Raw genomic sequence first — 25,445 nt, 5'->3', positions numbered from 1 at the left:
CTAATGAGCTTGATAACAGATATTAAAGCAAGACAGATCTTTGATTCGAGAGGTAACCCTACTGTTGAGGTAGATGTAGTAACCGAAAGCGGTATTCTTGGCCGTGCAGCTGTGCCATCTGGTGCTTCTACGGGCATACATGAGGCAGTAGAGTTACGCGATAACGACAAGAGCAAATACATGGGTAAAGGTGTATTGCAGGCCGTTAAAAATGTAAATGAAAAGATTGCTGAGGAGCTTGTTGGATTCCCGGTGTTTGAGCAAAACTTGCTTGACAAGATCATGATCGAACTGGACGGCACTCCTAATAAAGGTAATTTAGGTGCAAATGCCATACTTGGTGTTTCGCTTGCCATTGCCCGTGCCGCTGCACTTGAGCTAAACATGCCGCTTTACCGTTACGTGGGTGGTGTTAATGCCAACACGTTGCCAGTTCCGATGATGAACATCCTGAACGGTGGTAGCCACGCAGACAATGCCATCGACTTCCAGGAATTCATGATCATGCCAGTGGGCGCGCCTTCTTTCTCTGAGGCATTGCGTATGGGTTCTGAAGTATTCCATCACCTGAAGAATGTATTGAAGAAGAAAGGCCTTTCTACTAACGTTGGTGATGAGGGTGGCTTTGCTCCGAATATCGCTTCTAACGTGGAGGCGATTGAGGTAGTGCTACAGGCAATTGAGGCTGCTGGTTACAAGCCAGGCGACGATATGTTGATCGCTATGGATGCTGCCAGCTCCGAGTTTTACGATGCCTCTACAGGTAAGTATACTTTCAAGAAATCTACCGGCGATCAGCTGTCTTCATCTGATATGGTAAGCTACTGGAAAGAGTGGACTGAGAAATATCCGATAGCCTCTATCGAGGATGGTATGGCTGAAGATGACTGGAAGGGCTGGAAAGAACTTACAGAAACCATTGGCAACAAAGTACAACTTGTAGGCGACGACCTGTTTGTGACGAATGTAAACCGTCTGCAGCAAGGTATCGACCAGGGCGTGGCTAACTCTATCCTTATCAAAGTAAACCAGATCGGTACGCTTACAGAAACGATCAACGCGATTAACCTTGGCCTGCGCCATGGCTATAAGAGCGTTATGAGCCACCGTTCTGGCGAGACAGAGGATAACACGATTGCTGACTTAGCAGTTGCCTTGAATACTGGCCAGATCAAGACAGGCTCAGCTTCTCGTTCTGACCGTATGGCTAAGTATAACCAGTTACTTCGCATCGAAGAAGAACTTGGCGAGGTAGCTTATTACCCTGGTAAGAAGTTCTAAAAGTATAAAACGAAAAATTTTTATACCTAAGGCTGTGGGTTTTCTGACTCACAGCCTTATTTTTGTATAAGTACCTCTACAGCTTAAGTCTATGATCAAGCGCATTCCGAAGTTTTTCCGCAATTACTATTTCATTACCACGGCCCTGTTTCTGGTATGGATGCTCTTTTTCGATTCAAACGACTTTATAACGCAGTTTCAGATGCGCCACCAGTTAAGAGAGCTGGAGCAGGAAAAGGAACATTATGTAGAGAAAATGGCGGAAGTAGAAAAAGACCGTAGGGAGTTGATGGGTAACCCTGAATTACTGGAGAAATTTGCCCGTGAGAAGTATCTGATGAAACGCCCGAATGAGGATGTGTTTATCATAGTGCCAAAAGAAGACTAAAGGTAAGAGTTAAGTATAAAGAGTTATACTTTGTGGAAGCGGTTCAAAAGAGCCGCTTTTGTTTTTATACTTACTAACATCTTTATTTTGGCTGTAAAGCTGCTTAAGGCATAAATGTCGTAAGAGTATCGTAGAAGTACCGCTATCAATTAGGTGGTTTGCGGAGTAATATTGAGGAAACACAAACTATATTATTCATGAGTGGACTAGGTCACAAGATTGCAGAGATCAGGAAGCGCAAAGGCTTGAGTCAAGAAGAGCTAGCGGAGCTTGCAGGCATAAATCTACGTACTTTACAAAGAATCGAGAAAGGAGAAACTGAACCTAGAGGCTATACTCTTAAATCTGTATGCCAAGCTCTGCACGTTGACATAGAAGAAGTTTACGACTACAATAAAGAAGCTGATCGAAGTGTATTATTGCTATTGCACCTGTCTGTACTTTCTTACCTGATGATTCCTCTGGGCAATATTATTTTCCCGCTTATTATCTGGATTACTCAAAAGAAGCGAGTACTGCATATAGAGGAGCAAGGAATCAAACTTCTCAATTTTCAGATTACTTGGTCGCTGGTGACTTACCCTTTAATAGTAGTTTACGCGATGGTGAAGATACTGCACTACCCAGGTGCTAACTATGTACTTGTAACATTTCTGGTTTTGTACTTCCTTAACGCACTTTATGCCATAAGGGCTGTTTTGCTGATTTACAAAGAGTCTGAAAGTAACTTATACCCGTTTGCCTTAAACATCTTAAAGCATTAGTGAAGAGTATACACCCTATCATCCTTAATCCCTCCCCAAATTATTCGTAACTTTGCGCCACGAGCAGCTGTTGATCTCAACAGAGGCCTCATATTAAAACAGAAACTATGGCAAAAGTTGCAATAAACCTTTCAACGGGTTCCATACAGCAAGAAGAAGTAATTGTGGGTATAGATTTGGGTACAACCAACAGCCTGGTGGCCTACATCCATCCTGAAGATAAAAAGCCTATCGCCATCAACGACCAGGGGCGCGGTACCATCGTGCCTTCTGTAGTTCACTTTAACCCGAACGGGGAAACTATTGTTGGTACTGATGCAAAAGAGTACTTGCTTACCGATCCGGCTAACACCATTTATTCAGTGAAGCGCCTGCTTGGTAAATCTTATAAAGACTTAGGCGAGCACAAAGATTACTTTGGATATAAGATCATCGACGATAACAGCGAAGGTCTTGTGAAGGTACGAGTGCAGAATAAATTTTATTCACCGATTGAGTTATCAGCAGAGATATTGAAAGAGCTGAGAGAACGTGCCGAGCATTCTCTTAAAACTCCTGTAAACCGTGCCGTAATTACCGTACCGGCATACTTTAACGATTCACAGCGACAGGCTACCCGTGACGCAGGTAAACTGGCAGGACTGGAAGTACTGCGCATCGTGAACGAGCCAACAGCTGCTGCGCTTGCCTATGGTATCGGTATTGACCCGGCCGAGGAGAAAACAGTTGCCGTTTATGATTTGGGAGGCGGTACTTTTGACATTTCCATACTTAGTATCCACCAGGGCATCTTTGAGGTGCTTTCTACCAATGGCGACACTTACCTGGGCGGCGACGATTTTGACCGTGCCATCATTAACCACTGGATTCAGGAAAATGAACTGATAGCGGACACGGTAAATGAGGACAAGCACCTGCAGCAGGAACTACGCCTGAAAGCCGAGGAAGCCAAAAAAACGCTGAGCTCACAGGAAGTATATACCAGTAACATCGATGGCAAGATTGATTGCCACATAGAGCGCCATACTTTCGAAACACTGATTGCCCCGATTGTAGCCAGAACAATAGAAAGTTGCCGCATGGCGATGGCTGATGCGAAGTTACAGCCGGAGCAAATTGATGCTGTGATCATGGTAGGTGGCTCTACGCGTGTACCGATGGTGTATGAGGCCGTTTCGGAGTTCTTCGGTAAGCCAGCCAACAATACGCTTAACCCGGATGAGGTTGTGGCGCTTGGTGCAGCCATTCAGGCAGACATACTTGCCGGTAATCGCAAAGATATACTGCTGCTGGACGTAACGCCGCTTACACTGGGCATTGAGACCATGGGTGGCCTCATGGACCCGATCATCCCTCGTAACTCTAAGATCCCAACCAAAGCAGGCCGCCAGTATACTACATCTGTGGATGGGCAGGTGAACATGAAGATATCGGTTTACCAGGGCGAGCGTGACCTTGTGAAAGAAAACCGTAAACTGGCTGAATTCGATTTGAAAGGTATACCTGCCATGCCTGCCGGTTTCCCGAAAGTAGATGTGAATTTTATACTTAATGCCGATGGTATACTTAAAGTAGAAGCAGTCGAACTCCGTTCAGGCGTGCGTCAGGAAGTTGAGGTGAAACCACAGTATGGCTTAACAGACGAGCAGGTAGAGAAAATGCTGATGGACTCGCTGATGAATGCTAAGGAAGACGTCGCTGCCCGCATGCAGATAGAGGCACGTTCTACAGCCGAGCAGATGCTGTACCAGGTTGAGCGCTTTATTGAGAAGAACGGCGAGCACCTGACGGAAGAAGAGATTGCCCTTACAAAAGAGAACCTGCAGAAGTTACAGGATGTGTTAGCCGCCAGAGGTGACAAAGATGCTATCTACGCTGCTGTAGACAGACTGGAAGAGCAAACGAGCCCGTTTGCAGAGCGTGTGATGCAGATATCCATTAAGCAGGCTATGCAGGGTAAAAAGATAGAATAGACTTCAGTAAACCTCTCTTCTGAAGTATTTATACCTTTTAAATCAAAAGCGCCGGTAAGAATGTTACCGGCGCTTTTGATTTTATACTTTCAAGGATATCATTAATGCTCGAGAGCACGAAATACGATCTGTAACAGCTCTATGTTAAAGTATAGGAGGGTTGCCACGATAATCACACCTACCATTAAGTTAGCATAAGGCGCCTCGTTTTCCCGCACATCGCGCACGCCCCAGTAAACATAGGCAATCAGGGCAGCCACGGCATACGCCAGAAAAAGTATAAGTATAGCCAGCAGCACCGTTACAGAGGCAATCCTCCAGAAATAATTGAGTCCCAGCCAGGCTACATTCAATATCCACACCAGCACCAGCATCAGCATACTTCGCTTTGTAGAGCCAAGTCCTATGCTTCTAAAGACGGATGCAGGTGCAGATGCCATACTTATATTGACTTGATTTTGAATTTCTTGGCAAGTGATTCCAGGTCACGCTCAACTGGAGCCAGCAATGGAATACCTTTCTTCAGGCGCTTCTCTGTCATTTCACGCTCGGGGTCGCCTGGTATTACTACGCATTTTTCACCTTTCACTACACTGGCTTTTCTAAATGTTTCGATCCAGTTATCCATGTGCTCCTTAAAATCATCTGCCGGACGGAAAGCATCGATGCGCATGGCTCCTAAAAAGTGACCGATTCCTTCGCCTACAGGGTCCTCAGGTGGAGACAGAAAGCTTACAAACGGAGGCACCCAAGGACCATAATTAGCACCCGAAAGTACAGCAGAGAAAATATCAACGATAGAAGCCAATGCATAACCCTTGTGGCTGCCGTGTGTTTTGTCGCTACCCAATGGCAACAACGCGCCGCCCTCTTTCAACTCATTAGCATTGGTAGAACGCTGGCCCTCGCGGGTTTGTATCCAGCCGGCCGGGGCTTTCTTCTCTTTGCGCTGCAGTATCTCCAGCTTACCATTGGCAGCAGAGGCAGTGGCGAAGTCGGCAACAAAAGGAGGTTGATTTTTAGTAGGAACGGCTACAGCGATCGGGTTAGTGCCCAGCATCCTGTCAGTGGAAAAAGTAGGGGCCACCAGCGGCGAGGCATTTGTCATGGCCATACCGATCATGTCATGACTAAGTGCTTCCATGGCGTGAATTCCGGCAATGCCAAAGTGATTCGAGTTCTTAACTGATACCCAGCCTGTGCCTACTTTGTCTGCCTTTTCGATAGCAATGCGCATGGCCTGGGGGGCCACCACTAACCCAAGGCCACCATCGCCGTCTACGGTTGCTGTGCTCGGCGTTTCGTGTACGATGCGTACTTTGGGTTTTACGTTAATGCGACCTGCCTCCCATAGGCGAACGTAGCCGCTCAAGCGAGCCACTCCATGCGAGTCTACGCCACGTAAATCGGCCTCTAAAAGTACTTCTGTAGCTAGTTTTGCGTCCTGCTCAGGGCAACCCATGCTCAGGAAAACCTGCTGTGTAAAATCAAAAAGTTGTCTATAGGAATACATAAAGTATATGCGCTGTTAAAAGGCGGCAAATTAAGAAATTATCAAACCAATGGCTCAACTTTATACTTCAACTCACGGCTCATAAATGATAATCTTAAGTTTTAATAGTTGATAACGAGCTAAATATATACTTTTTATATACTTTCGTGGCTAAACAAGATTTTATGGAACAGATTTTGTCTTTGGCATATCAGGTTCTAAAACAATAGCTTTATGAGACAAGCTCTACTTCTTTTATCGCTGCTGCTGGCTGTAACTACGGTACAGGCGCAAACCAAAATCGTTTTCGAGGAAAATACTTCTGATACCTACCTGATGAAGTATGGCAACAGCAGCCAAACCTCTCTCAACAACATCATCACATTATTGGAAAATGCACAGGTAACTGCTCAGGGCGGAGGACGGCCAAACCGCAAGCCGGAGTTTACAGTTCGCCTGGAGCAGCATGCCCGTATCACTGATACCGGAGATCAGCTTCTGTTGCAAGTAAATTTAAAGAATGTTGTGGTAAGCGGCGATATCAATAACAAAGGCTTTGATCTTGGTGATGTACTGAAACCGGAGGAGCTGAAGTATAAAGTATGGCTGCTGAACAGTAAAAACGAGAAAGTAAAGGAGTTCACTAATCAGCGCCTTGGACTATACGGTAGTAATCAGAAAATGCTGGAGGTAACCATTCCGGACACGGCGGCTAACCAAAACTATAAACTCAAGATTGAAGGCAAGGAGGTAAACTATACTTTTGAGACTGAGAATAGAGTAAAAGAACGTCTGAACCTTGTGAAGGAATACTTTGCGGCAGAGGCTAAAATACAGCGAGCACTACAGGAGGTAGCACACATCCGGCCGGATGACGTAGACCGGATTGACCTGCAGGACCGCAACCTGAAAGAGATGGAAGTGCTGTATGCTAACTTAAAGAGCCAGCTGGTTGAAAAGCTGAACCTGGAGAAGCACGATCCGCAGCGCCTGAATTATAAACTGGCACAACTACAGGAAACGCTTCTGGACCGCCGTCGCGCCATCAACCATACGCTGGCCACCCTGGATCAGCAGTTCTTTAACCGTGGCTTAAGTATGATGCAGCGGGGCAATCGTTCCGGGGCACATGTATACTTTGTGAAATCCATAGAGGCGAACCCGCGTTTTGCACCAGCCCACGTTGAGCTAGCCCGACTTGATTTTATGAACGGCTACATCCGCGAGGCAGGTAGCCGTACCCGCGACGTGCTGACGAGTATGCGCGTAGACCGCGAAACGGAAGCCATTGCCCTGGATCTGATGTATGATATCTATGGCACTTACATAACCAATGGCAATGCACTAACCACCCGCGGCGACTACCATAATGCCCTGGCTTCTTTTGCGGAGGCCCGTGAACTGTGCAGCACCATCCGTGGTCTGCGCTGCAGTATGAACGCCCTGAACGAAGGGGAGGGTAGAGCTGCCATGGGCGTTTACCATGGTCTGGTTGATAATGGCAAACGCCTGCTGGCCCGCAACGATCTGCGTGAAGCGGAGCGTGTAGCAGAGGAGGCTTTGGCTTTCCAGCGGGACTATGACTTTGCGCTGAACCGTGAGCAGGAGGCAACCGAATTGATGGGCCAGGTGAAGTTCCAATACTACCTGCAGCATATCGACTTGGGTAAACGCTACCTGAGCCAGAAAAATTACGATGCCGCCTTGCGTGAGTTTGAGGATGCCTTAGACCTAGAGGGACGTTATACTTTCAAGCCGGTGCAGGAGCTGGGTACTTTGGCACAAAAAGCCGCCAAACCAGTGCTACTGGATAAATTAACTGAAGGCTACGAGTTGGCCATGCAGAACAGGTTAAGTAATGCCCGTGCCACAGCCTCTGCGGCTACGGCCATGCAGGAGCGTTTTGGCTTGCAAAGCGATGCCGAGGTATTGAGCAAATATAACCTGCTGCGCGAGCGAATCTTTACCCAAGAGTGCACGAACACCCAGGCTGCTTACGACAAGCACTACCAAAACGCCCGAGACTTTATCGGCCAGCGAAAATACATTGCCGCCGACCAAGCGTTTCAAGCTGCTATAAAGGTGGCTGAGGAAAAAGCGGATTGCAGCATTGCTACTTTCACTGCCAAGGATGGCAGAACAGAGATACTGGCCGCAGCCACCTACCAGCGCATGCTCGAGGATGCCAACCGCCACATAGCCGGCAAGCGTTATGCGGATGCCGTGCAAGTATACGAGCAGGCCAGAGCTTACTATTTAGACAAAGGCGTTGGCAAGTTTGGCTTAAACCATACCTCGCTCTACAACTATGCCCGTGAGCACAAGCGCGAAGATTTTACGGCACATGTAGTAGCATACTTTGCCAGTATACAAGAAGAGGAAGCCGCCATACAATTGTTAACCTCTTTACTGGATAGAGGCTACGCCAAACGCAAAACCAAGAAAGTGCAGGAGCAATTGGGTAAGCAACTGGCTTTAGAAGACAGTAAGAAAGCCCTTGACCAGGATGCTAAAGTTGTATCTGCACAGTACACCCAAAACCACAAAGGCCTTAAAAAGCTGCGCAAGGCTTATGTAAAAGAGCGGAAGCGATTGAGTAAGTAGAACCCCACCCTAGCCCTCCCCTAAAAACATGGGAGGGAGTTTCTTATCCTGCATATTTTTATTTTATCTCCAGTTGCAGAAGGCATTAACCAAGCAGTGTCCATCCCAGCCTTTGGGGTGAGCGCCTTGTAGCTGTTGCGGTGCCGAACGTAGTGAGGCAGCCGGAGCAGAGCGGAGGCAGCTTCAGGTACACCGTGCGATGCCCGAAGGCGAGGCCACGCGGCCTTGAGCGCACCGAAGCCAGATGTGAAACAATGGGCAAGTAAGGCTGAGGAAAAATAGCTGCTAGATAGAGAGGCAGGAAACGGGTAGTAAGGATACAAAACGAATAATATTCCTAGGGGAGAAAGTAAACTACATACTTTCCAGCGCCTGCTGCAACACACCTTCTTTCAAAGCATAAGCCGATACCCGAATCTCCTGCAGGTTATACTTTTGGAGCACGAAATCCACAGCTATACTTGCCAGCACAATCATATCCACGCGCATTTCAAGCATACCCGGTATGGCCAGGCGTTCTTCGTGGTTTTTGCGGAGTAGGTCGTGGTGTATTGTGTAGTAAGCTCCAATAGTCAGGTAAGATGCAGCAGGTTGCGCTTGCTGGCGAGAGGTATCGCCTTTGCTCAGGGCTTCAATGTCGCAGATGGTATCGAAAGTGCCGGAGGAGCCTACTAGTACAGTTGGTTTATACTTTTCTACGGCAGTAGTTAAGGGTTGCAGCTTCTCTTCGAGGTACGTTTTTTCGGCGGCTATACTCTCCGGGGAAATCGGGTCTTCGGTAAAGAATTTGTCCATCAGGCGCTGGGCTCCTACCTCGAAACTCTGCTTCCAGAAGATTTCCTGATCATTGCAGATGATAAACTCCACGCTACCCCCACCAATGTCCATGATCAGAGCTGTTTTCTCATCCAGCACACCGGCAGAGCGTACGCCATAGTAGATCAGTTCTGCCTCTCGGGCTCCGTCTATTACTTCTACCTGTATGTCGGTTTGCTTGTAGATGTCTTTCACAAAATCGTCGCCGTTAGCTGCGTTGCGCACCATACTGGTTGCCATGGCCCGAACTGTTTCCACGCCATACGCATCAATCTGCCTCCTGAAATCTTTCAGCGTGTTAAGCGCACGCTCATAAGCTTCCGGCGCAATGGCCCCGTTGCTGATGCCACCCTGCCCCAAACGCACCGGCACTTTCGTCCTGACAAAATCATGCAGCTTGCCATCTTCGCCTACCTCTGTGATGAGCAGATGAAAGGTGTTGGTACCCATGTCGATAAGTGCGAGGCGGTTCATGTTAATTGTTGGTTGTTAATTGTTGATTGATTAAAGTATGGCGCAAGTGTTAAGCGCAAGCGTCACTTGTGCCTGTACATGACGGCAAGTCTTCAGACTTGAGGAAGTATGTACGGTTTACGGAAGTCTGAAGACTTCCTGTCATTGCTCGTCACAAGTCCCACTTCGTTTAAGACTTGCGCCAGCTAGGGTTTTAAACTTATTTTTTGGTATCAATCAATAGCACGCCATTTATGGCTCTAATACCATATATACTATAAGCAGTCTGTTTTTTGAGTAGGTTTATTTTCTCAATATCATTTTGGGAAAGAGAATTGATTGTATGAGCGATGTCTTCACCACGCAAAGGAACGCCATTAACCACAAGTATGGGATTTCTGTTTATCAAACCTTGACTATTTAATTCACTTATAGTGTTAACTACTGTTTTATTTTTCAAATCAGAATAGTACTTGGTACCTAATAATTCATCTGTAAATGAAGTAATTATTACTGCCCCATCAATGCCTTCTTGGCCATAAATCTTAGTTGCGGCATTTTTGTTTACAGCTGTTATATCAGTAAAATCCTGTAGTTTAAATTGATTAAGTAACTCTAACTCCTCTTTGTCAATTTTAATACCATTAAGAATCAGAATAGCCTTATCGTTTATTCCAATCTTACTAATCTCACTATTAACAATATCAATCAGGCTTTCTTCGCCTACTTTTTGCTGGCTTTGAGAAGTAATTATTTGATTACTTGAACTTGCTACTTGCTTGTTGGTACAAGAGTAAAGCGATCCTATCAGAAATAGGAATAGTACGTTTTTCTTCATTGATCAAGAGCTTAGTGTATGATTATTGAAGTTAGCGATTTTACTATTAAGATGGGTTTAATATTAATCAATAGTAAAAACCCTACTTCCCCACCGAAGTAAACCTAAAGAAAGTCCCCAAAGGCAGTTTGCGCTTTCCTCCATCCAGCAAGTATAATTCACCTAATTCCTCATTCTTCACCTGCTCGCCAAACGTTTCGCGCATCAGGTTGTCAAGTATAAGCGCTGAGAAGCCCATGGAGTAGAGGTTTATCACCAGGAAATAGTCTGTGCCGTCCAGCATGTCGCGGCAGAGTTTGATCAGCTCGTTCAGTTCGTCTTCCAGTTGCCATTTTTCGCCATTTGGCCCGCGGCCATAGCTTGGCGGGTCCAGTATGATGCCGTTATACTTGTTGCCACGTTTTACTTCGCGGCGGGCATACTTCATGGCGTCTTCTACGAGCCAACGCACGTTGTCCAGGTTGCTGGCCTCCATGTTGTCGCGGGCCCAGAAGTTTACCTGTTTTATAGAATCGAGGTGGGTTACGTCGGCGCCAGCGGCTTTGGCAGCTAGAGTAGCGGCACCGGTGTAAGCAAACATGTTCAGCACCTTTGGCTGTGGAGTTTTTAGCTTGCGGGTGTTGTCGTAAATAAACTTCCAGTTGCTGTCCTGCTCCGGAAACAAGCCCACGTGCTTAAACGAAGACAAGCCCAGTCTAAAGCGCAGTTTCAGGTCGTTATACTTGTAGTTGATAAACCATTGCTCGGGCATTCCTTTTTTTAGCTTCCATTGGCCTTTTTCCTGGCTGCCTTTGTCGCGGGTAAACACGGCGTTGGCCAGGCGCTGCCACTCCTGCTCGGGCAGGTGCTTGTCCCAGATGGCCTGCGGCTCGGGGCGGGCTACATAGTACTGGCCAAAACGCTCCAGCTTTTCAAAATTTCCGGAATCAACCAACTCATAGTCAGCCCAATTTTCTATTGTTAAAAAGGAATACATATCTTTGTCGTTTAGTTCGGGCTGCGCGCCACTTGGGCAAAAATACTTATAATCTGCCTAACCTTAAAAAGTGCACGCGCCCGGCGGTTTATTTGTTACACGTACATGGCAATCAGCTTTTTTAAATACCAGGGCACGGGCAACGACTTCGTGATGGTAGACAACCGTAAACTTACATTCCCGGCAAACGACGAGGCTTTTGTAAAACATCTCTGCGACCGCCGTACCGGTATCGGTGCTGATGGTCTGATTCTCTTGCAGGACCACCCCGACTACGACTTCGAGATGGTGTACTTTAACGCCGACGGGCGCTTAGGCTCCATGTGCGGAAACGGCGCGCGCTGTACCGTACGTTTCGCCAAGCAATTAGGCGTGATTGAGGACGTGGCCTGTTTCCTGGCTGCCGACGGTGAGCACCAGGCCAGCGTAGAGCGCGACCTGATCCATTTGAAAATGAACGACGTACAGGGTGTGGAGCAGATCGGAAACGATTACTACCTGAACACAGGCTCGCCGCATTACATCCGTTTCGTGGACGATGTTGAAAGCCTGGATGTGTTTGAAGAAGGCCGTGCCATCCGTTACAACGAGCGTTTTAAAGAAGTTGGCACGAACGTAAATTTTGTGCAGCGCCTAAGCGATAACGAGATTTTTGTGCGCACTTACGAGCGTGGTGTTGAGGATGAAACCCTGTCTTGTGGTACAGGCGTAACAGCTGCTGCACTGGTGTCCGGAATCCTGGGCATGCAAAGCCCGATCAAGGTCAAAGTATTAGGCGGCAACCTGGAGGTTTCCTTTAAGCAGGAAGAGGGTACGTTCAAGCACATCTACCTGATCGGCCCGGCCAAGCAGGTGTTTACTGGTGTGATTAGCGCGTAAAGCTTGTATGTTTTTTTCGCAGGTGTAAATCATCTCTTCAAAGGGGAACATTCGCATATGTTATCATGAACCATCGAGTCGTATACCGCCAGTTTGAGCGAAGCGGTAACTGGTGGTTGAGTATGATAGCCAGTTTGCAACTGGCGAAAGTATAGTTATGGGAAATGCCAGTTACAAACTGGCCTCATGTATAGCCACAAGTTGCGCTGACGCTAAACTTGCGGCAGAGTATACTTAGAGTGAAATGGCATTTACATCCAATCCTGCCAACAACTACAGTTCAAAAAGCAAAAGCTCAACCATAAAACAAGACTCCTGGTAAGTATAAATTGTCAGGAGTCTTTTCTTTTTGTAGCTTGGCTAAAGTATAAACTTACATTTACGTGTTCCTGAAAACCGAAAACACCTACCTACGCGCCCTGGAGCCATCCGACCTGGAGTTTCTTTATACTTTGGAGAACGATGTGTCGGTGTGGCATGTGGGCAACACGCTTGTGCCATACTCTAAATTTGTGCTGGAGCAGTACCTCGAAAACGCCACCCAGGACATTTATACTGTAAAGCAGCTCCGCCTTGTTATCTGCAACGCGAACCATGATGCCGTTGGCGCTATAGACCTATATGACTTCGACCCGATGCACCGCAGGGCAGGGGTGGGCATCGCCATTGCCCCGGACCACCGCAAAAACGGACATGCCTCCGATGCCCTGCAACTACTGGCCGACTACTGCCGCAACACTCTGCAACTGCACCAACTCTACTGCTCGGTTACAGCCAACAACCTGCAAAGTATAAACCTGTTTGCCAAAGCCGGCTTCCAAAGTATAGGCACCCGTAAAGACTGGCTCCGCACCCCCGATGGCTGGGACGATGTGGTGGAGTTTCAAAAGATTTTTTAGTTGTTGGTTGTTAGTCGTTAGTTATTGGGGTGGTTTAGTGTAGACGTAGAGACGCAATATTTTGCGTCTCAAACTACCAGACGCCCTACCTGATTAGTTCTATTAACGAACAACTATTAACCAACAACCAACAGATCATACTTCCTCCAATATCCAACAACCAGCAACCAGCAACCAAAATCCCCCTGCCACAATGCCACTACCTTACCAAGTTATGGCATAGCTATTTAGGCAGCCAAAGTATAAATAGCGATACCGCTATACTTTATCGGTAAATATGGCAGATAACCTATTTGCAAAGTAAAGTGGTATTGTTTTAGTACAGAGACATTAGAAATATCGGAAAAACCCCTATTTTTGACGATATTGCAAACGCAGGATTTCATTTAAGAACAACAAATACAGATGTTTGATTTTTTCGGTAAAACCGTTGCGAAACTATTCGGAACCAAGTCCGACAGAGATATAAAGGAGGTACTACCTTATGTATCCAAGGTAAATGAGGAGTACGCCAAGCTAAACAGCATTTCAGATGACCAGCTTCGCCAGAAGACTTATGAGATAAAAGGCATCATTGATGAGCGCCTAAAGCCTATCGATGAGCAGATCGCGGCTTTGCACAAGCGCATCGCAGATGAGCCTGAGCTGAACATAGTACAGAAGGAAAACATCTTCTCTGAAATTGATGAGCTGGAGAAGCAGCGCAACAAAGACCTGGAAGTAGTGCTGATGGAAGTGCTGCCTGTTGGTTTTGCCATTGTAAAAGAAACAGCCCGCCGCTGGAAAGAGAACGGCCAACTGGTAGTTACTGCCACCGACATGGACCGTGAACTGGCTTCTCGCAAGCCAAACGTACAAATCGAAGGCGACAAAGCTATCTGGGCAAAGACCTGGATCGCTGCCGGCAACGAGATTACCTGGGACATGCTGCACTACGATGTGCAGTTGATTGGTGGTATTGTGCTGCACCAGGGCAAGATTGCTGAGATGGCTACTGGTGAGGGTAAAACATTGGTGGCTACGCTGCCGGCTTACCTTAACGCGCTTGCCAAGCGTGGCGTGCACGTAGTAACCGTTAACGACTACCTTGCCCGCCGTGACTCTGAGTGGATGGCGCCGTTGTTCGAGTTCCATGGCCTTACCATCGACTGCATCGACAAGCACCAGCCAAACTCTGAAGCCCGCAGAAATGCCTACAAAGCAGATATTACCTACGGTACAAACAACGAGTTCGGCTTCGACTACCTGCGCGACAACATGGCCCGCGAGCCACAAGACCTGGTACAGCGCAAGCACCACTACGCCATGGTCGATGAGGTGGACTCGGTGTTAATTGACGATGCCCGTACGCCATTGATCATCTCTGGTCCGGTGCCACGCGGCGACGAGCATGAGTTTTACCAACTGAAGCCACGCATTTCGATGCTGGTGGAGGCACAGCGTAAAGTGGTGACAAACTTCTTAACCGAGGCCAAGCGCCTGATAAAAGAAGGTAACACACAGGAGGGCGGTCTTGCCTTGTTCCGTGCTTACCGTGGTCTGCCTAAGAGCAAGCCGTTGATCAAGTTCCTGAGCGAAACAGGTAACCGCGCCATCATGCAGAAAATAGAGAACTACTACCTGCAGGATAACTCACGCATGATGCCGGAGGCCGATGAGCCGCTATACTTTACCATCGACGAGAAGCACAACCAGATCGAGCTTACCGAGCGTGGCATCGACCTAATCACAGGTCAAGGTGAGGATCCGAACTTCTTCATCATGCCGGACATCGGTACGGAGATCGCCAACATTGAGAATAACAAAGAGCTTTCGCATGAGGATCAGTTGCATGCAAAAGAGCAGCTTATCTCTGATTTCCAGGAGAAATCGAAGCGTATCCATACAGTAAACCAGTTGCTTAAGGCGTATACTTTGTTCGAGAAGGATACAGAGTATATCGTAACCCCAGACCATAAGGTAAAGATCGTAGACGAGCAGACAGGTCGTGTAATGGAAGGCCGTCGTTATTCTGACGGACTGCACCAGGCAATTGAGGCGAAAGAGAACGTGAAGGTAGAAGATGCCACACAGACTTACGCTACGGTTACGCTGCAGAACTACTTCCGTATGTACCACAAACTTTCTGGTATGACGGGTACTGCCGAAACAGAGGCAGGCGAGTTCTGGGACATTTACAAACTGGACGTGGTGGTAATCCCAACCAACCGCCCAATCCAAAGAAAAGACGAGCACGACAAAGTATACAAAACCGTTCGTGAGAAGTATAACGCCGTTGCCGATGAGATTGTAGCCCTTACAGAGGCTGGCCGTCCGGTGCTGGTAGGTACTACTTCGGTGGAGATCTCGGAGTTGTTGAGCCGTATGCTGACGCTTCGCAAGATCAAGCACCAAGTACTTAACGCGAAATTACACCAGAAAGAGGCCGAGATCGTAGCCGAAGCTGGTAAACCGGGCACGGTAACTATCGCCACCAACATGGCGGGTCGTGGTACTGACATTAAGCTTACGGCTGATGCAAAAGCTGCAGGTGGTTTGGCAATTATCGGTACAGAGCGCCACGAGTCTCGCCGCGTTGACCGTCAGCTGCGTGGTCGTTCAGGCCGCCAGGGTGACCCAGGTTCTTCGCAGTTCTTCGTATCTTTGGAGGATAACCTGATGCGTTTGTTCGGTTCTGACCGTATTGCCCGCCTGATGGACCGCATGGGCCTTGAGGAAGGTGAGGTAATTCAGCACTCGATGATCACGAACTCTATTGAACGTGCGCAGAAGAAAGTGGAGGAGAACAACTTTGGTATGCGTAAGCGCCTGCTGGAGTACGACGACGTAATGAACGCACAGCGTGAGGTAGTATACAAGCGCCGCAGAAACGCACTTTACGGAGAGCGCCTTGAGCTGGATATCTGGAACATGATCTATGATATCAGCGAGGATGTGATTGTAAGCTACAAGAACATCAGCGACTACGAGAATTTCCAGCTGCACGTACTGCGTGTATTCGGTATCGAGTCATCTATCACTGAAGATGAGTTCAAGTCTACGCAGGCTAACCAGTTGGTAGAGAAGCTTTACAACGAGGCCCTGAACCACTACCTGCAGAAGAACAAGAAAATTGCCGAGCAAGCTTACCCGATCATCTCTGACATCCACATCAACCGTGGGCCGATGATCGAGAACGTGGCCGTGCCATTTACAGATGGAAAGCGCCAGCTGGCAGCCGTTGCCAACCTGACCAAAGCGTATGATACACATGGCATGGAACTGATTCGTGCGATGGAGAAGATCATTACGCTGGGCACCATTGACCAGGCCTGGACAGACCACCTGCGCGAGATGGACAACCTGAAGCAGAGTGTACAAAACGCTGTGTACGAGCAGAAAGACCCACTGTTGATCTACAAGTTCGAGTCGTTTGAGCTGTTCAAGCGCATGATCGGTAAAGTGAACGAGCAGACAATTCAGTTCCTGTTCCATGCGTTTATACCAGTGCAGGCACCAGAGCAGGTGCAGGAGCCGCGTCCGCAGCAAATGCCAAAGCCACCGGTGCTAAAAGAACAGAAGCAGGAAGTACACTCGTCACTGGAAGACCAGTCTGGCCATACTTCAGCATCGGCACCAGAACCTGAAAAGATCATGCCGGCGCACTCGCAGAAAGTGGCAGGCCGCAACGACAGAGTAAGCGTTCAGTACATGGATGGCCGTGTAGTGAAGGACGTAAAGTATAAAACCGTAGAAGACGACCTGCTGCACAACCGCTGTGTACTGATTGAAGAGTAAAACCAAAAGCTGCAAAGTATAAATTTGTGGCTGCAACAAGTATAAATTTAGATGGCAAAGGATGTAGGAGAAAGTTGACTTTCGTCTTATGTCCTTTGTCTTTTATCCTTAAACCATGACCGGAGAAGAAATAGCTTCCTGCATAGACCATACCTTGCTCAAGCCCGATGCGACAGCCGACCAAATGCTGCAGCTTTGCGATGAGGCACGCAACTATGGCTTTGCCGCCGTGTGTGTGCCCCCGTGCTATGTGCAGCTTGCAAAAGAGCGTTTAGGGCCCGGCTCGCTGGTAAAAGTGGCTACTGTGGTTGGTTTCCCGTTGGGCTACCAGCACAGCAAGGTTAAGTTCCTGGAAACCCACCAGGCCATAGCCGACGGAGCCAACGAGATTGATGTGGTAATGAACGTCTCGGCGTTTAAGTCGGGTAAGTATGAGGAAGTAGAGAATGAGCTGAGTGATCTGGCTAAATTCTGTCATCTGAAAGAGGCTGAGCTGAAGGTCATCATCGAGACGGCGCTACTCACGGAAGAAGAAATTATTGAAGCCTGTAACATCTGTGCAAATGCAGGCGCAGACTTTGTAAAAACATCCACGGGTTTTGCCTCGCGTGGTGCCTCTGTGGAGGATATTAGGGTGATGCGCCGTGCGCTTCCAAAATCGATCAAAATAAAAGCTTCCGGAGGCATTCGCACGTATGAAGATGCAGAAGCGTTAATAAAAGCTGGTGCCGACAGATTGGGCTGCTCTGCCAGCGTTCAAATTGTAAACCATGAACAACAGAATTCTTAGTATCATACTTTCGCTGGTGTTGTTGCTGACCTCAGCGTGTAAAACATCTACGGGCACTCCAACCGCAGACACCGGCAGGTTTCCGGGCAAAGAGAAGGTAGCCGAAGACCTGAGCGTGTACCGGCCAAAGTATAACGCCCCAGAAACAACAGTAGTAACACGCGTTGAGCCAACCAACCACGTAAACAGCAAAGTGGCTGTGCTGATGGACACTGTTGCTAGCGTGAACAAGAACATAAAGTATGCGCAGGGCTACCGTATACTTGCTTACAATGGTTCACAGCGGCAGGATGTAATGAACCTGCGCAAATCGATCTTAACGCGTGTGCCAGAGGTAAAAGATTACCTGACCTACCAGCAACCAAACTTCAGGCTTAAGATCGGAGATTTTTTTAGCCGCATGGAGGCACAGCAGGTACTTAACCGCATCTCCGACCTGATTCCAAATGCACAGATCGTGCAGGAGCAGATCAATATAGATAAGAGCTATTGATTTTTTTAGACAAAAGACAATAGACATAAGATGTAAGACATTAGAAGCGTTGCGAGCCGGAAAGGTCGTAACGCTTTTCTGTTTGATATCTGTTTAAATCTGTTTTTAATTGAAGTCTACTAACTATAATTTTCTTTTCTGGCGCAAGTTTTCAAACTTGTGTCTTATAATGATGTCGAGTTTGTAACTCGACTGGCCCGGAGGTCCAGGCTATACCAGCGAGGGTGCCCAAAATATTGTGGGACTGAAGACACGTAGCATTGCAATCCAATACTTTAGACAACATGAATACAGTAGATAAAATAAAACAATTGGCACATACTTATGCCCCCGACACGGTGCAGGTGCGCCGCCATATACATGCTAATCCGGAGCTGAGCTTTGAAGAGTATAATACAGCAGCCTACGTAAAGCAGGTGTTGGAGCAATATGGTATTCCCTCTGAAAGTATGGCCGATACGGGTTTGGTGGCTTTGATCAAGGGCAGGAACCCTGAAAAGAAAACCATTGCCCTGCGCGCCGACCTAGATGCACTCCCTATTGTGGAGGCAAATGAAGTAGAGTATAAGTCGAAGAATGAAGGGGTAATGCATGCCTGCGGGCACGATGTGCATACAGCCTCGTTACTGGGTGCTGCGCGCATACTTCAGGATTTGCGCGAAGAGTTCGAGGGTACTGTAAAGTTAGTTTTCCAGCCGGGAGAAGAGAAATTTCCGGGGGGTGCCTCCATCATGATAAAAGAGGGTGTGTTGCAGAATCCTGCTCCAGAAGGTATCGTAGGCCAGCATGTGTTCCCGATGTTGCCAGCCGGTAAGGTAGGCTTTAAATCGGGGATGTACATGGCCAGTGCCGATGAGATCTATATTACCGTAAAAGGCAAAGGAGGTCATGCGGCATTACCAGAAATGAACATAGACCCTGTGCTGATCTCGGCCCACCTGATCGTGGCGTTGCAGCAGATCGTGAGCCGCCATGCCAGCCCTAAAACGCCGTCGGTGTTGTCGTTTGGAAAAGTGGAGGCCAAAGGTGCTACGAACGTAATCCCGAATGAGGTGAAGATAGAGGGCACTTTCCGGACGATGAACGAAGAGTGGCGCAGAGAAGCGCACAAAAAGATAAAGAAGCTAGCCGAAGGGCTTTGCGAAAGTATGGGTGGCAGCTGCGACATCGACATAAAGAATGGTTATCCATACTTAAAAAATGACCCCGAGCTTACCGGTGTGGCGCGCAACGCTGCAGAAGCTTACTTGGGAACCGACAACGTGGTAGACCTGGATCTTTGGATGGGAGCCGAGGATTTTGCCTACTACTCGCAGGAAGTACCGGCGTGTTTTTACCGCCTGGGCACCCGCAACGAGGAACGCGGCATTACGTCCGGTGTGCACACGCCAACGTTTGATATAGATGAGGCAGCCCTGGAAACTGGTATTGGCCTGATGGCTTATATTGCATTGCAGGAACTCAATAATTAATGGTATGAGACTAGCCCTACTTTTGTTTATACTTTGCACGTTTGTAGCCTGTAACTCTTCGGTGAAGGACACAGATGAAACCGAAGTAAATGAAACTGAGGCTGTGGGTACTGGCAAAGCAAGTGACGTATTAATTGAGAACCAGACCACCCATGTATTCTCAGATACTGCTGCACCAGACACTTTTAAAATAATACTGCGCGGGGATAGCCTCCTGACCTCAAAAGCGACGCTGGAAATTATCAGCAGCAAAGGGGAAGTGCTCTATAAAAACGAGTTTGCGGCTGATTTCCTGTTTGATTACAACCTGCAGGCCAACGCAACGGCTCAGGAAAAGGAAGGGTTTATCCGCGACAGGGTAAAGAACTTTTTTAAAGCTGAAAACTTTATTAAGCCAGCCATAAAACCAGAACATCGGCTAGACCCTAACTACAGCAACAAGGCAGTCTGGGATGAGGTAAAAGCTGATACAAGTGCTGTTGGCTTCCATTACCAGTTAGGCAAGGAAGACGGACGCTGGCTAGCCTACTCCAAAAAGCAAAATAAGGTGGTTTTATACTTTAACTGCTGTTAACAACAATCTTTGCATGAGAAAACTAGTTATACTTTTCATTATCCTGTTGCCGATGTTATCGCAGGCGCAGAGCAAGATCACAGCATCTACGGCTATCTGGCCAGAACTGCAGGTAAACTATGGCCTTGGCAGCGAGGGTATACTTTTCTTCCGCAACCAGTACCGCATTAACACCGACGGTGATTACAACGACCTGAAAGAATCTGGTTTGCTGAGCAACTTTGAGCGGGTGGAGTTTAGCCTGGGTTATGAGCACACGTTTAATGAGCACTGGCGCGGAGGTGCCTTGCTACGCTATGCCGCCGAAGACTTTCCAAAGATCATGTTTTATACCGGGTTCTTACGCCATAATGGAAAGCTGGGCAGCCTATACTTTAACAAGCAGCTTATGGCAGAGTATGTAGACCAGGAGGAACGCGATGCTTTCAGCCGGTTCAGGTTAGCCGCTGAGATTGGAAAGCGCCTGCCCCTGAAAAGTAAGTTTATCACGCCAAGTATAAGCTATGAGGCAATGGTCATCACGGAGTTTGGCAAAGAAGCAGGCAACGACACCCAGGAAAGAACCATTGACCGTACCCGCCTGCGCCTGAACCTGAATTATGAACTGAATGAAAAGCTGCGCATCAATCCATACTTTATGCGGCAAACCGACTACTATTTTGTGCTGGTGCCTCCTGTATATGATGATATGGGTAAACTGGTAGAGGATGGCTACACCACCAAGCGCAACCGCATTTACCCGGTTTTCGGGTTGGAGCTAAAGTATAACATTAACCGCACCCCAAATACTGCCAGTATTACGTATTAGTGTAAATGCTAACTGTCATTCAGTCACCTGTTTAGCTATAATTCTAATTTTTAAATGACATTATTTCATTAAATAAAAGGATTATTCGATTGGTATAGTTTTTACATAGCCATAGTTGTAAAACGATTTAACAAACTTAAGATATACAACTATGGCACTTAACAGATACAACGGCATGCAGGAAAGTATGCCAAATTCATTCAGCTCTATGTTGGACAGGTTCTTTAACGAATCTGTAAACTCAAAAAATTACACTGGATTCACGCCGCACGTAGATGCCTGTGAAACAGAGAAAAACTACGAGATTGAAGTAGCCTTGCCAGGTGTCAGGAAAGAAGACATCAACATTGATTTCCAGGAAGGCAGATTGAACATAACCGGTGAGCGCAAACTGGAGAAACAGGAAGAAGGCCGCCGTTACCACATGCTGGAAACCCAGTACGGTTCGTTTAGCAGAACCTTCTACCTGCCGGATAAAGTTAGTCCGGACAAGATCACAGCCCAACTGGAGGATGGCATACTACTGGTAACTGTTCCGAAGGATGAGCAGAAAACCATGAGACGCCAGATAAACATTAGCGGGGCAAGCGATAGCAAGAAAAAGAGCACCGAAGTAAAGACCACTGAGGAAAAAGCCACAGCAACAAGCGACAATGGTAAGGCCAAAAAAGCCTAAACAATAAAAAAACAGAAGGAGAGGCCGAATATTTTTGGCCTCTTTTTTGTTACTTAATAGCTGTGAATTTAGTATCACCTGTATATGAGATACTATCGTATACTGTTTAGCGTTACTACATAAAGTATAGCTCAATTCTAATATTATTACAGGATCATTAATACCAAATACAATACTAAAACTAATCACATGAAGACGAAACAGTTTATTGTTGGCTTAACGCTTTCTGCCATGTTGGGTGGCGGTGTTGCCGTTGGTAGCTATAAGCTGCTGGAAAACGACGCCACTTCTACAAAATCAGGACAATCTGAAGAATACCCTACGGTGCGTTACACTAGTAACATGTTCAGCAGCAACGTTGAGGCACCTCCGGGCCTTAACTTTGTGAAGGCTGCCCAGGTTTCTACCCCTGCCGTAGTACACGTAATGACGGAGTACACACCAAGTGTGGCAAGCCGCAGTTCCAGCCCGATGGACCCGTTCCTGCGTGAGTTCTTCGGCGACGGCTTTGGGCAGCGCGTACCACGCGGACCACAGGTTGGCTCCGGCTCAGGAGTGATCATCTCATCCGACGGTTATATCATCACAAACAACCACGTAATTGCCGATGCCTCTAAAATTGAAGTGGTAATGGACGATAAGCGTAAGTTTGAAGCCAAACTTGTGGGCACAGACCCTACCACTGACATTGCCCTGCTTAAAGTAGGTGCTGAAAAGCTGCCGACTGTGCGCTACGGTAACTCTGATGAGTTGCAAGTAGGCGAATGGGTACTGGCCGTGGGTAACCCCATGAACCTTACCTCTACGGTAACAGCCGGTATCGTGAGTGCCAAAGGACGTAACATTAACATACTGCGTACAAGCCAGAACAAGGACCTTAGCATCGAGTCGTTTATCCAGACAGATGCAGCCGTGAACCCGGGTAACTCTGGTGGCGCGCTTGTAAATCTGAACGGTGACCTGGTAGGTATAAACACTGCCATCGCTTCTCAAACAGGTTCATTTGCAGGCTACTCTTTCGCGGTGCCTTCTTCTATCGTTAGCAAAGTAGTGGACGACCTGATGAAGTATGGCGAAGTGCAGCGTGCCTTGCTTGGTGCCTCTATCCAGGAAATTGACGCTACGTTTGCTAAGGAGAATAATATCAAAACGCTTAACGGTGTATACATTGCCGGTGTAGAGGAAAACAGCGGCGCCAAAGATGCCGGCCTGAAAACCGGTGACGTGATCACGGCAGTGAATGGCGTTAAAGTTGCAAAATCGTCGCAGTTACTGGAGCAGATTGCCCGTTACCGCCCTGGCGACAAGGTAAAAGTAGATTATCTGCGCGATAACAAAGAGAAAAACACGACTGTTACGCTGAAGAATCTGAACAACAGCACAGAACTTGTAAAACGCAGCACAGCTAAATCCATTACATTCGACGGCGCTACTTTTGATGCTATAAGCAAGCAGGAAATGACCCGCCTGGGTATTGATGGTGGAGCCAAGATCAGTGATGTACGCAACAGCAAGTTCCGCGATACGGGTATGAAGGATGGCTTTATCATCACCAGAATTGATAAGTATCCTGTTAATCAGCCATCTGATGTAGAGAAATACCTGAAAAACATCGATAGTGGTGTGGTATACATCGAGGGTGTTTATCCGGATGGCCTGAAGGCATACTACCCGATAGGAAAAGGTTAAGCCTGATAAACTATACTTACAGAAAGCTTCTGCAGCCTTGCAGAAGCTTTTTTATTTTTTAGATTTGTAAGAGTACCTTTTAAAACCGATAAAAGATAAAACTAATGAAACAGACCATAGATGAACTTCCGCTGAATAAAGAGTTGGTAGATGTGCTAAAGCATTTGGGCATTAAAGAGCATAACCCGGCTTACAGCACAGGTTTGGCCTGGGGCGGACAGGAAAACAAACAGACGCGTTCCATTCACTCCCCGGCCGATGGCAACCTGATAGCACAGGTAAGTATGGCCACCGCCGATGATTACAACCGTGTTATCGAAACGGCTGGCGAAGCTTTTAAAGTATGGCGAAAGATGCCTGCCCCCAAACGCGGCGAGATTGTGCGCCAGATAGGTGACAAACTACGTGAGTATAAAGAGCCGCTAGGTAAACTAGTGAGCTACGAAATGGGCAAGATCTTACAAGAGGGCCTTGGCGAAGTGCAGGAGATGATCGATATCTGCGACTTTGCTGTAGGGCTTTCCCGCCAACTGCACGGCTTAACGATGCACTCTGAGCGCCCGCAGCACCGCATGTACGAGCAGTACCACCCACTGGGTATTGTAGGTGTTATCTCTGCCTTTAACTTCCCGGTGGCTGTCTGGAGCTGGAACGCCATGCTGGCAGCCGTTTGCGGCGATGTTATCGTGTGGAAACCATCCGAGAAAACACCGCTTACCGCCATTGCCTGCCAGCATATTATCAGAGATGTATTAGCCGATAACGAACTACCGGAGGGTATCTTTAACCTGGTGATAGGCGATGCTGAGGTTGGCAGCCTGATGAGCCACGATAAACGCGTGCCGCTGGTATCGGCTACAGGCTCTACCAGAATGGGCAAGAAAGTAGGCGAGGCTGTAGGAGCGCGTTTGGGCAAATCGTTGCTGGAGTTAGGTGGTAACAATGCCATTATACTTACAGAGAACGCTGACCTGGAGATGGCCTTGCGTGCTATTGTATTTGGTGCCGTGGGTACCTGTGGCCAGCGTTGCACCTCTACCCGCCGCCTGATCATACACGAGAATATCTACGAGCAGGTAAAAGAACGCCTGCTAAAAGTATACCCGAACCTGCCAATCGGACATCCGCTGGATAGCACCACGCTGGTAGGTCCACTGATCGATAAAGATGCTGTTACTGCCTTTACCAATGCGCTGGAGAAAGTACAGCAGGAGGGAGGCAAACTGCTGATTGGCGGTGAGGTACTGAACGGTGATGGCTTTGAAACAGGCACCTATGTGAAGCCAGCCATTGTGGAAGCTGAAAACCACTACGAAATGGTACAGGAAGAAACCTTTGCCCCAATCCTATATTTGATCAAGTATAACGGGGATGTAGAAAATGCCATCGACATACAAAATGGTGTACGCCAGGGATTATCTTCGGCTATTTTCTCTACAAACATCCTGGAAACAGAAGCCTTCCTGAGCCATTGGGGATCAGACTGCGGTATTGCCAACGTGAACATCGGTACTTCCGGAGCGGAGATCGGTGGTGCTTTTGGTGGTGAGAAAGAAACAGGCGGAGGACGCGAGTCCGGATCGGATGCCTGGAAAGTATACATGCGCCGTCAGACCAACACCATCAATTACAGCCGTGAGTTGCCACTGGCACAAGGCATCAAGTTCGACATCATGGACTAGGTTAATGTAATCATGACCTCGCAGCGCGCGCAGCTCCTGCGAGTGTCTTGCATCAACTATAAATTCAAAAGCCAGCTCTTACTCAGGGCTGGCTTTTTTGTTGGTAGTAATGGGGCTAACG

At 47.7% G+C, this 25,445-nt stretch carries 21 protein-coding genes; 16 read left to right on the top strand and 5 right to left on the bottom strand.

The features are described 5' to 3' along the window. Nucleotides 1-3: 3 nt before the first annotated feature. From eno to hscA, 4 genes are all read left to right on the top strand, one after another. Nucleotides 4-1,281 (top strand): phosphopyruvate hydratase, encoded by a 1,278-nt coding sequence (gene eno, locus AC4BAP_RS05215; protein WP_490581568.1) that lies wholly within the window; start codon nucleotides 4-6, stop codon nucleotides 1,279-1,281. 91 nt (nucleotides 1,282-1,372) lie between these two features. Beyond that, entirely contained in the window at nucleotides 1,373-1,669 is a 297-nt protein-coding gene (locus tag AC4BAP_RS05210; RefSeq protein WP_490581567.1) for an FtsB family cell division protein, read from the top strand. Nucleotides 1,670-1,866: 197 nt separating this feature from the next. Further along, nucleotides 1,867-2,433 carry a magnetosome magnetite crystal formation protein family gene (locus AC4BAP_RS05205; protein WP_490581566.1) on the top strand — a complete coding sequence of 189 codons (567 nt, stop codon included), beginning with the start codon at nucleotides 1,867-1,869 and terminating at the stop codon, nucleotides 2,431-2,433. Nucleotides 2,434-2,540: 107 nt separating this feature from the next. After that, entirely contained in the window at nucleotides 2,541-4,406 is a 1,866-nt protein-coding gene (gene hscA, locus AC4BAP_RS05200) for a Fe-S protein assembly chaperone HscA (RefSeq protein WP_490581565.1), read from the top strand. Between the two features lie 101 nt (nucleotides 4,407-4,507). Here the strand turns inward: hscA and AC4BAP_RS05195 are convergent, their stop codons facing one another. Both AC4BAP_RS05195 and AC4BAP_RS05190 read right to left on the bottom strand, forming a co-directional pair. Beyond that, the gene (locus tag AC4BAP_RS05195; protein WP_490581564.1) at nucleotides 4,508-4,846 is read right to left on the bottom strand and encodes a hypothetical protein; all 339 of its coding nucleotides are present in this window, start codon (nucleotides 4,844-4,846) and stop codon (nucleotides 4,508-4,510) included. Between the two features lie 2 nt (nucleotides 4,847-4,848). Further along, nucleotides 4,849-5,919, bottom strand: coding sequence for an Ldh family oxidoreductase (locus AC4BAP_RS05190; protein ID WP_490581563.1), 1,071 nt, complete (start codon nucleotides 5,917-5,919; stop codon nucleotides 4,849-4,851). A gap of 213 nt (nucleotides 5,920-6,132) precedes the next feature. On the opposite strand from AC4BAP_RS05190, the gene AC4BAP_RS05185 reads away from it, so the two are divergent. Continuing rightward, nucleotides 6,133-8,502 carry a hypothetical protein gene (locus tag AC4BAP_RS05185; RefSeq protein ID WP_490581562.1) on the top strand — a complete coding sequence of 790 codons (2,370 nt, stop codon included), beginning with the start codon at nucleotides 6,133-6,135 and terminating at the stop codon, nucleotides 8,500-8,502. A gap of 354 nt (nucleotides 8,503-8,856) precedes the next feature. Here AC4BAP_RS05185 and AC4BAP_RS05180 read toward each other — a convergent pair whose 3' ends face one another. The 3 genes from AC4BAP_RS05180 to AC4BAP_RS05170 form a co-directional block, all read right to left on the bottom strand. Continuing rightward, entirely contained in the window at nucleotides 8,857-9,792 is a 936-nt protein-coding gene (locus AC4BAP_RS05180) for a Ppx/GppA phosphatase family protein (RefSeq protein ID WP_490581561.1), read from the bottom strand. A 199-nt stretch (nucleotides 9,793-9,991) separates the two neighbouring features. After that, nucleotides 9,992-10,609, bottom strand: coding sequence for a hypothetical protein (locus AC4BAP_RS05175; RefSeq protein WP_490581560.1), 618 nt, complete (start codon nucleotides 10,607-10,609; stop codon nucleotides 9,992-9,994). Between the two features lie 82 nt (nucleotides 10,610-10,691). Then, a complete protein-coding gene (locus tag AC4BAP_RS05170) occupies nucleotides 10,692-11,585 on the bottom strand; it encodes a class I SAM-dependent methyltransferase (protein ID WP_490581559.1) in 894 nt (297 codons plus the stop codon). 105 nt (nucleotides 11,586-11,690) lie between these two features. On the opposite strand from AC4BAP_RS05170, the gene dapF reads away from it, so the two are divergent. From dapF to amaB, 11 genes are all read left to right on the top strand, one after another. Then, the gene (dapF, locus tag AC4BAP_RS05165; RefSeq protein WP_490581558.1) at nucleotides 11,691-12,464 is read left to right on the top strand and encodes a diaminopimelate epimerase; all 774 of its coding nucleotides are present in this window, start codon (nucleotides 11,691-11,693) and stop codon (nucleotides 12,462-12,464) included. 383 nt (nucleotides 12,465-12,847) lie between these two features. Further along, nucleotides 12,848-13,363, top strand: coding sequence for a GNAT family N-acetyltransferase (locus AC4BAP_RS05160; protein WP_490581557.1), 516 nt, complete (start codon nucleotides 12,848-12,850; stop codon nucleotides 13,361-13,363). Between the two features lie 405 nt (nucleotides 13,364-13,768). Next, nucleotides 13,769-17,140, top strand: a complete 3,372-nt coding sequence (gene secA / locus AC4BAP_RS05155) for a preprotein translocase subunit SecA (protein ID WP_490581556.1) — start codon at nucleotides 13,769-13,771, stop codon at nucleotides 17,138-17,140. Nucleotides 17,141-17,255: 115 nt separating this feature from the next. Then, nucleotides 17,256-17,930 carry a deoxyribose-phosphate aldolase gene (gene deoC, locus AC4BAP_RS05150; RefSeq protein ID WP_490581555.1) on the top strand — a complete coding sequence of 225 codons (675 nt, stop codon included), beginning with the start codon at nucleotides 17,256-17,258 and terminating at the stop codon, nucleotides 17,928-17,930. Further along, entirely contained in the window at nucleotides 17,911-18,423 is a 513-nt protein-coding gene (locus tag AC4BAP_RS05145) for a sporulation protein (protein WP_490581554.1), read from the top strand. The genes deoC and AC4BAP_RS05145 overlap by 20 nt, the downstream gene beginning before the upstream one ends. 284 nt (nucleotides 18,424-18,707) lie before the next feature. Next, nucleotides 18,708-19,895: a M20 metallopeptidase family protein gene (locus tag AC4BAP_RS05140; RefSeq protein ID WP_490581553.1), complete on the top strand. Its 1,188-nt coding sequence runs from the start codon at nucleotides 18,708-18,710 to the stop codon at nucleotides 19,893-19,895. Between the two features lie 4 nt (nucleotides 19,896-19,899). Further along, the gene (locus AC4BAP_RS05135; protein WP_490581552.1) at nucleotides 19,900-20,469 is read left to right on the top strand and encodes a hypothetical protein; all 570 of its coding nucleotides are present in this window, start codon (nucleotides 19,900-19,902) and stop codon (nucleotides 20,467-20,469) included. A gap of 13 nt (nucleotides 20,470-20,482) precedes the next feature. Further along, nucleotides 20,483-21,277, top strand: coding sequence for a DUF2490 domain-containing protein (locus AC4BAP_RS05130; protein ID WP_490581551.1), 795 nt, complete (start codon nucleotides 20,483-20,485; stop codon nucleotides 21,275-21,277). Between the two features lie 151 nt (nucleotides 21,278-21,428). Further along, nucleotides 21,429-21,953 carry an Hsp20/alpha crystallin family protein gene (locus AC4BAP_RS05125; RefSeq protein ID WP_490581550.1) on the top strand — a complete coding sequence of 175 codons (525 nt, stop codon included), beginning with the start codon at nucleotides 21,429-21,431 and terminating at the stop codon, nucleotides 21,951-21,953. Nucleotides 21,954-22,142: 189 nt separating this feature from the next. Next, complete coding sequence (locus AC4BAP_RS05120; RefSeq protein WP_490581549.1) at nucleotides 22,143-23,642, top strand: Do family serine endopeptidase; 1,500 nt, start codon at nucleotides 22,143-22,145, stop codon at nucleotides 23,640-23,642. 104 nt (nucleotides 23,643-23,746) lie between these two features. Next, a complete protein-coding gene (amaB, locus tag AC4BAP_RS05115; RefSeq protein WP_490581548.1) occupies nucleotides 23,747-25,324 on the top strand; it encodes an L-piperidine-6-carboxylate dehydrogenase in 1,578 nt (525 codons plus the stop codon). Nucleotides 25,325-25,445: the final 121 nt, after the last annotated feature.

The sequence above is a fragment of the Pontibacter sp. GD7 genome (assembly GCF_058216375.1).
The sequence above is the reverse complement of the archived record's forward strand: the minus strand, read 5'-3'. Positions and strand labels throughout refer to the sequence as shown.

Bases quoted from the DNA above. Each gene is read 5' to 3' on its own strand.
- AC4BAP_RS05205 (WP_490581566.1), top strand. From the start codon at position 1,867: ATGAGTGGACTAGGTCACAAGATTGCAGAGATCAGGAAGCGCAAAGGC.
- AC4BAP_RS05125 (WP_490581550.1), top strand. From the start codon at position 21,429: ATGGCACTTAACAGATACAACGGCATGCAGGAAAGTATGCCAAATTCA.
- AC4BAP_RS05175 (WP_490581560.1), bottom strand. From the start codon at position 10,609: ATGAAGAAAAACGTACTATTCCTATTTCTGATAGGATCGCTTTACTCT.
- secA (WP_490581556.1), top strand. From the start codon at position 13,769: ATGTTTGATTTTTTCGGTAAAACCGTTGCGAAACTATTCGGAACCAAG.
- AC4BAP_RS05145 (WP_490581554.1), top strand. From the start codon at position 17,911: ATGAACAACAGAATTCTTAGTATCATACTTTCGCTGGTGTTGTTGCTG.
- AC4BAP_RS05180 (WP_490581561.1), bottom strand. From the start codon at position 9,792: ATGAACCGCCTCGCACTTATCGACATGGGTACCAACACCTTTCATCTG.
- AC4BAP_RS05130 (WP_490581551.1), top strand. From the start codon at position 20,483: ATGAGAAAACTAGTTATACTTTTCATTATCCTGTTGCCGATGTTATCG.
- AC4BAP_RS05195 (WP_490581564.1), bottom strand. From the start codon at position 4,846: ATGGCATCTGCACCTGCATCCGTCTTTAGAAGCATAGGACTTGGCTCT.
- AC4BAP_RS05120 (WP_490581549.1), top strand. From the start codon at position 22,143: ATGAAGACGAAACAGTTTATTGTTGGCTTAACGCTTTCTGCCATGTTG.
- AC4BAP_RS05185 (WP_490581562.1), top strand. From the start codon at position 6,133: ATGAGACAAGCTCTACTTCTTTTATCGCTGCTGCTGGCTGTAACTACG.
- AC4BAP_RS05140 (WP_490581553.1), top strand. From the start codon at position 18,708: ATGAATACAGTAGATAAAATAAAACAATTGGCACATACTTATGCCCCC.
- AC4BAP_RS05170 (WP_490581559.1), bottom strand. From the start codon at position 11,585: ATGTATTCCTTTTTAACAATAGAAAATTGGGCTGACTATGAGTTGGTT.
- AC4BAP_RS05210 (WP_490581567.1), top strand. From the start codon at position 1,373: ATGATCAAGCGCATTCCGAAGTTTTTCCGCAATTACTATTTCATTACC.
- AC4BAP_RS05135 (WP_490581552.1), top strand. From the start codon at position 19,900: ATGAGACTAGCCCTACTTTTGTTTATACTTTGCACGTTTGTAGCCTGT.
- amaB (WP_490581548.1), top strand. From the start codon at position 23,747: ATGAAACAGACCATAGATGAACTTCCGCTGAATAAAGAGTTGGTAGAT.
- AC4BAP_RS05190 (WP_490581563.1), bottom strand. From the start codon at position 5,919: ATGTATTCCTATAGACAACTTTTTGATTTTACACAGCAGGTTTTCCTG.
- dapF (WP_490581558.1), top strand. From the start codon at position 11,691: ATGGCAATCAGCTTTTTTAAATACCAGGGCACGGGCAACGACTTCGTG.
- eno (WP_490581568.1), top strand. From the start codon at position 4: ATGAGCTTGATAACAGATATTAAAGCAAGACAGATCTTTGATTCGAGA.
- deoC (WP_490581555.1), top strand. From the start codon at position 17,256: ATGACCGGAGAAGAAATAGCTTCCTGCATAGACCATACCTTGCTCAAG.
- hscA (WP_490581565.1), top strand. From the start codon at position 2,541: ATGGCAAAAGTTGCAATAAACCTTTCAACGGGTTCCATACAGCAAGAA.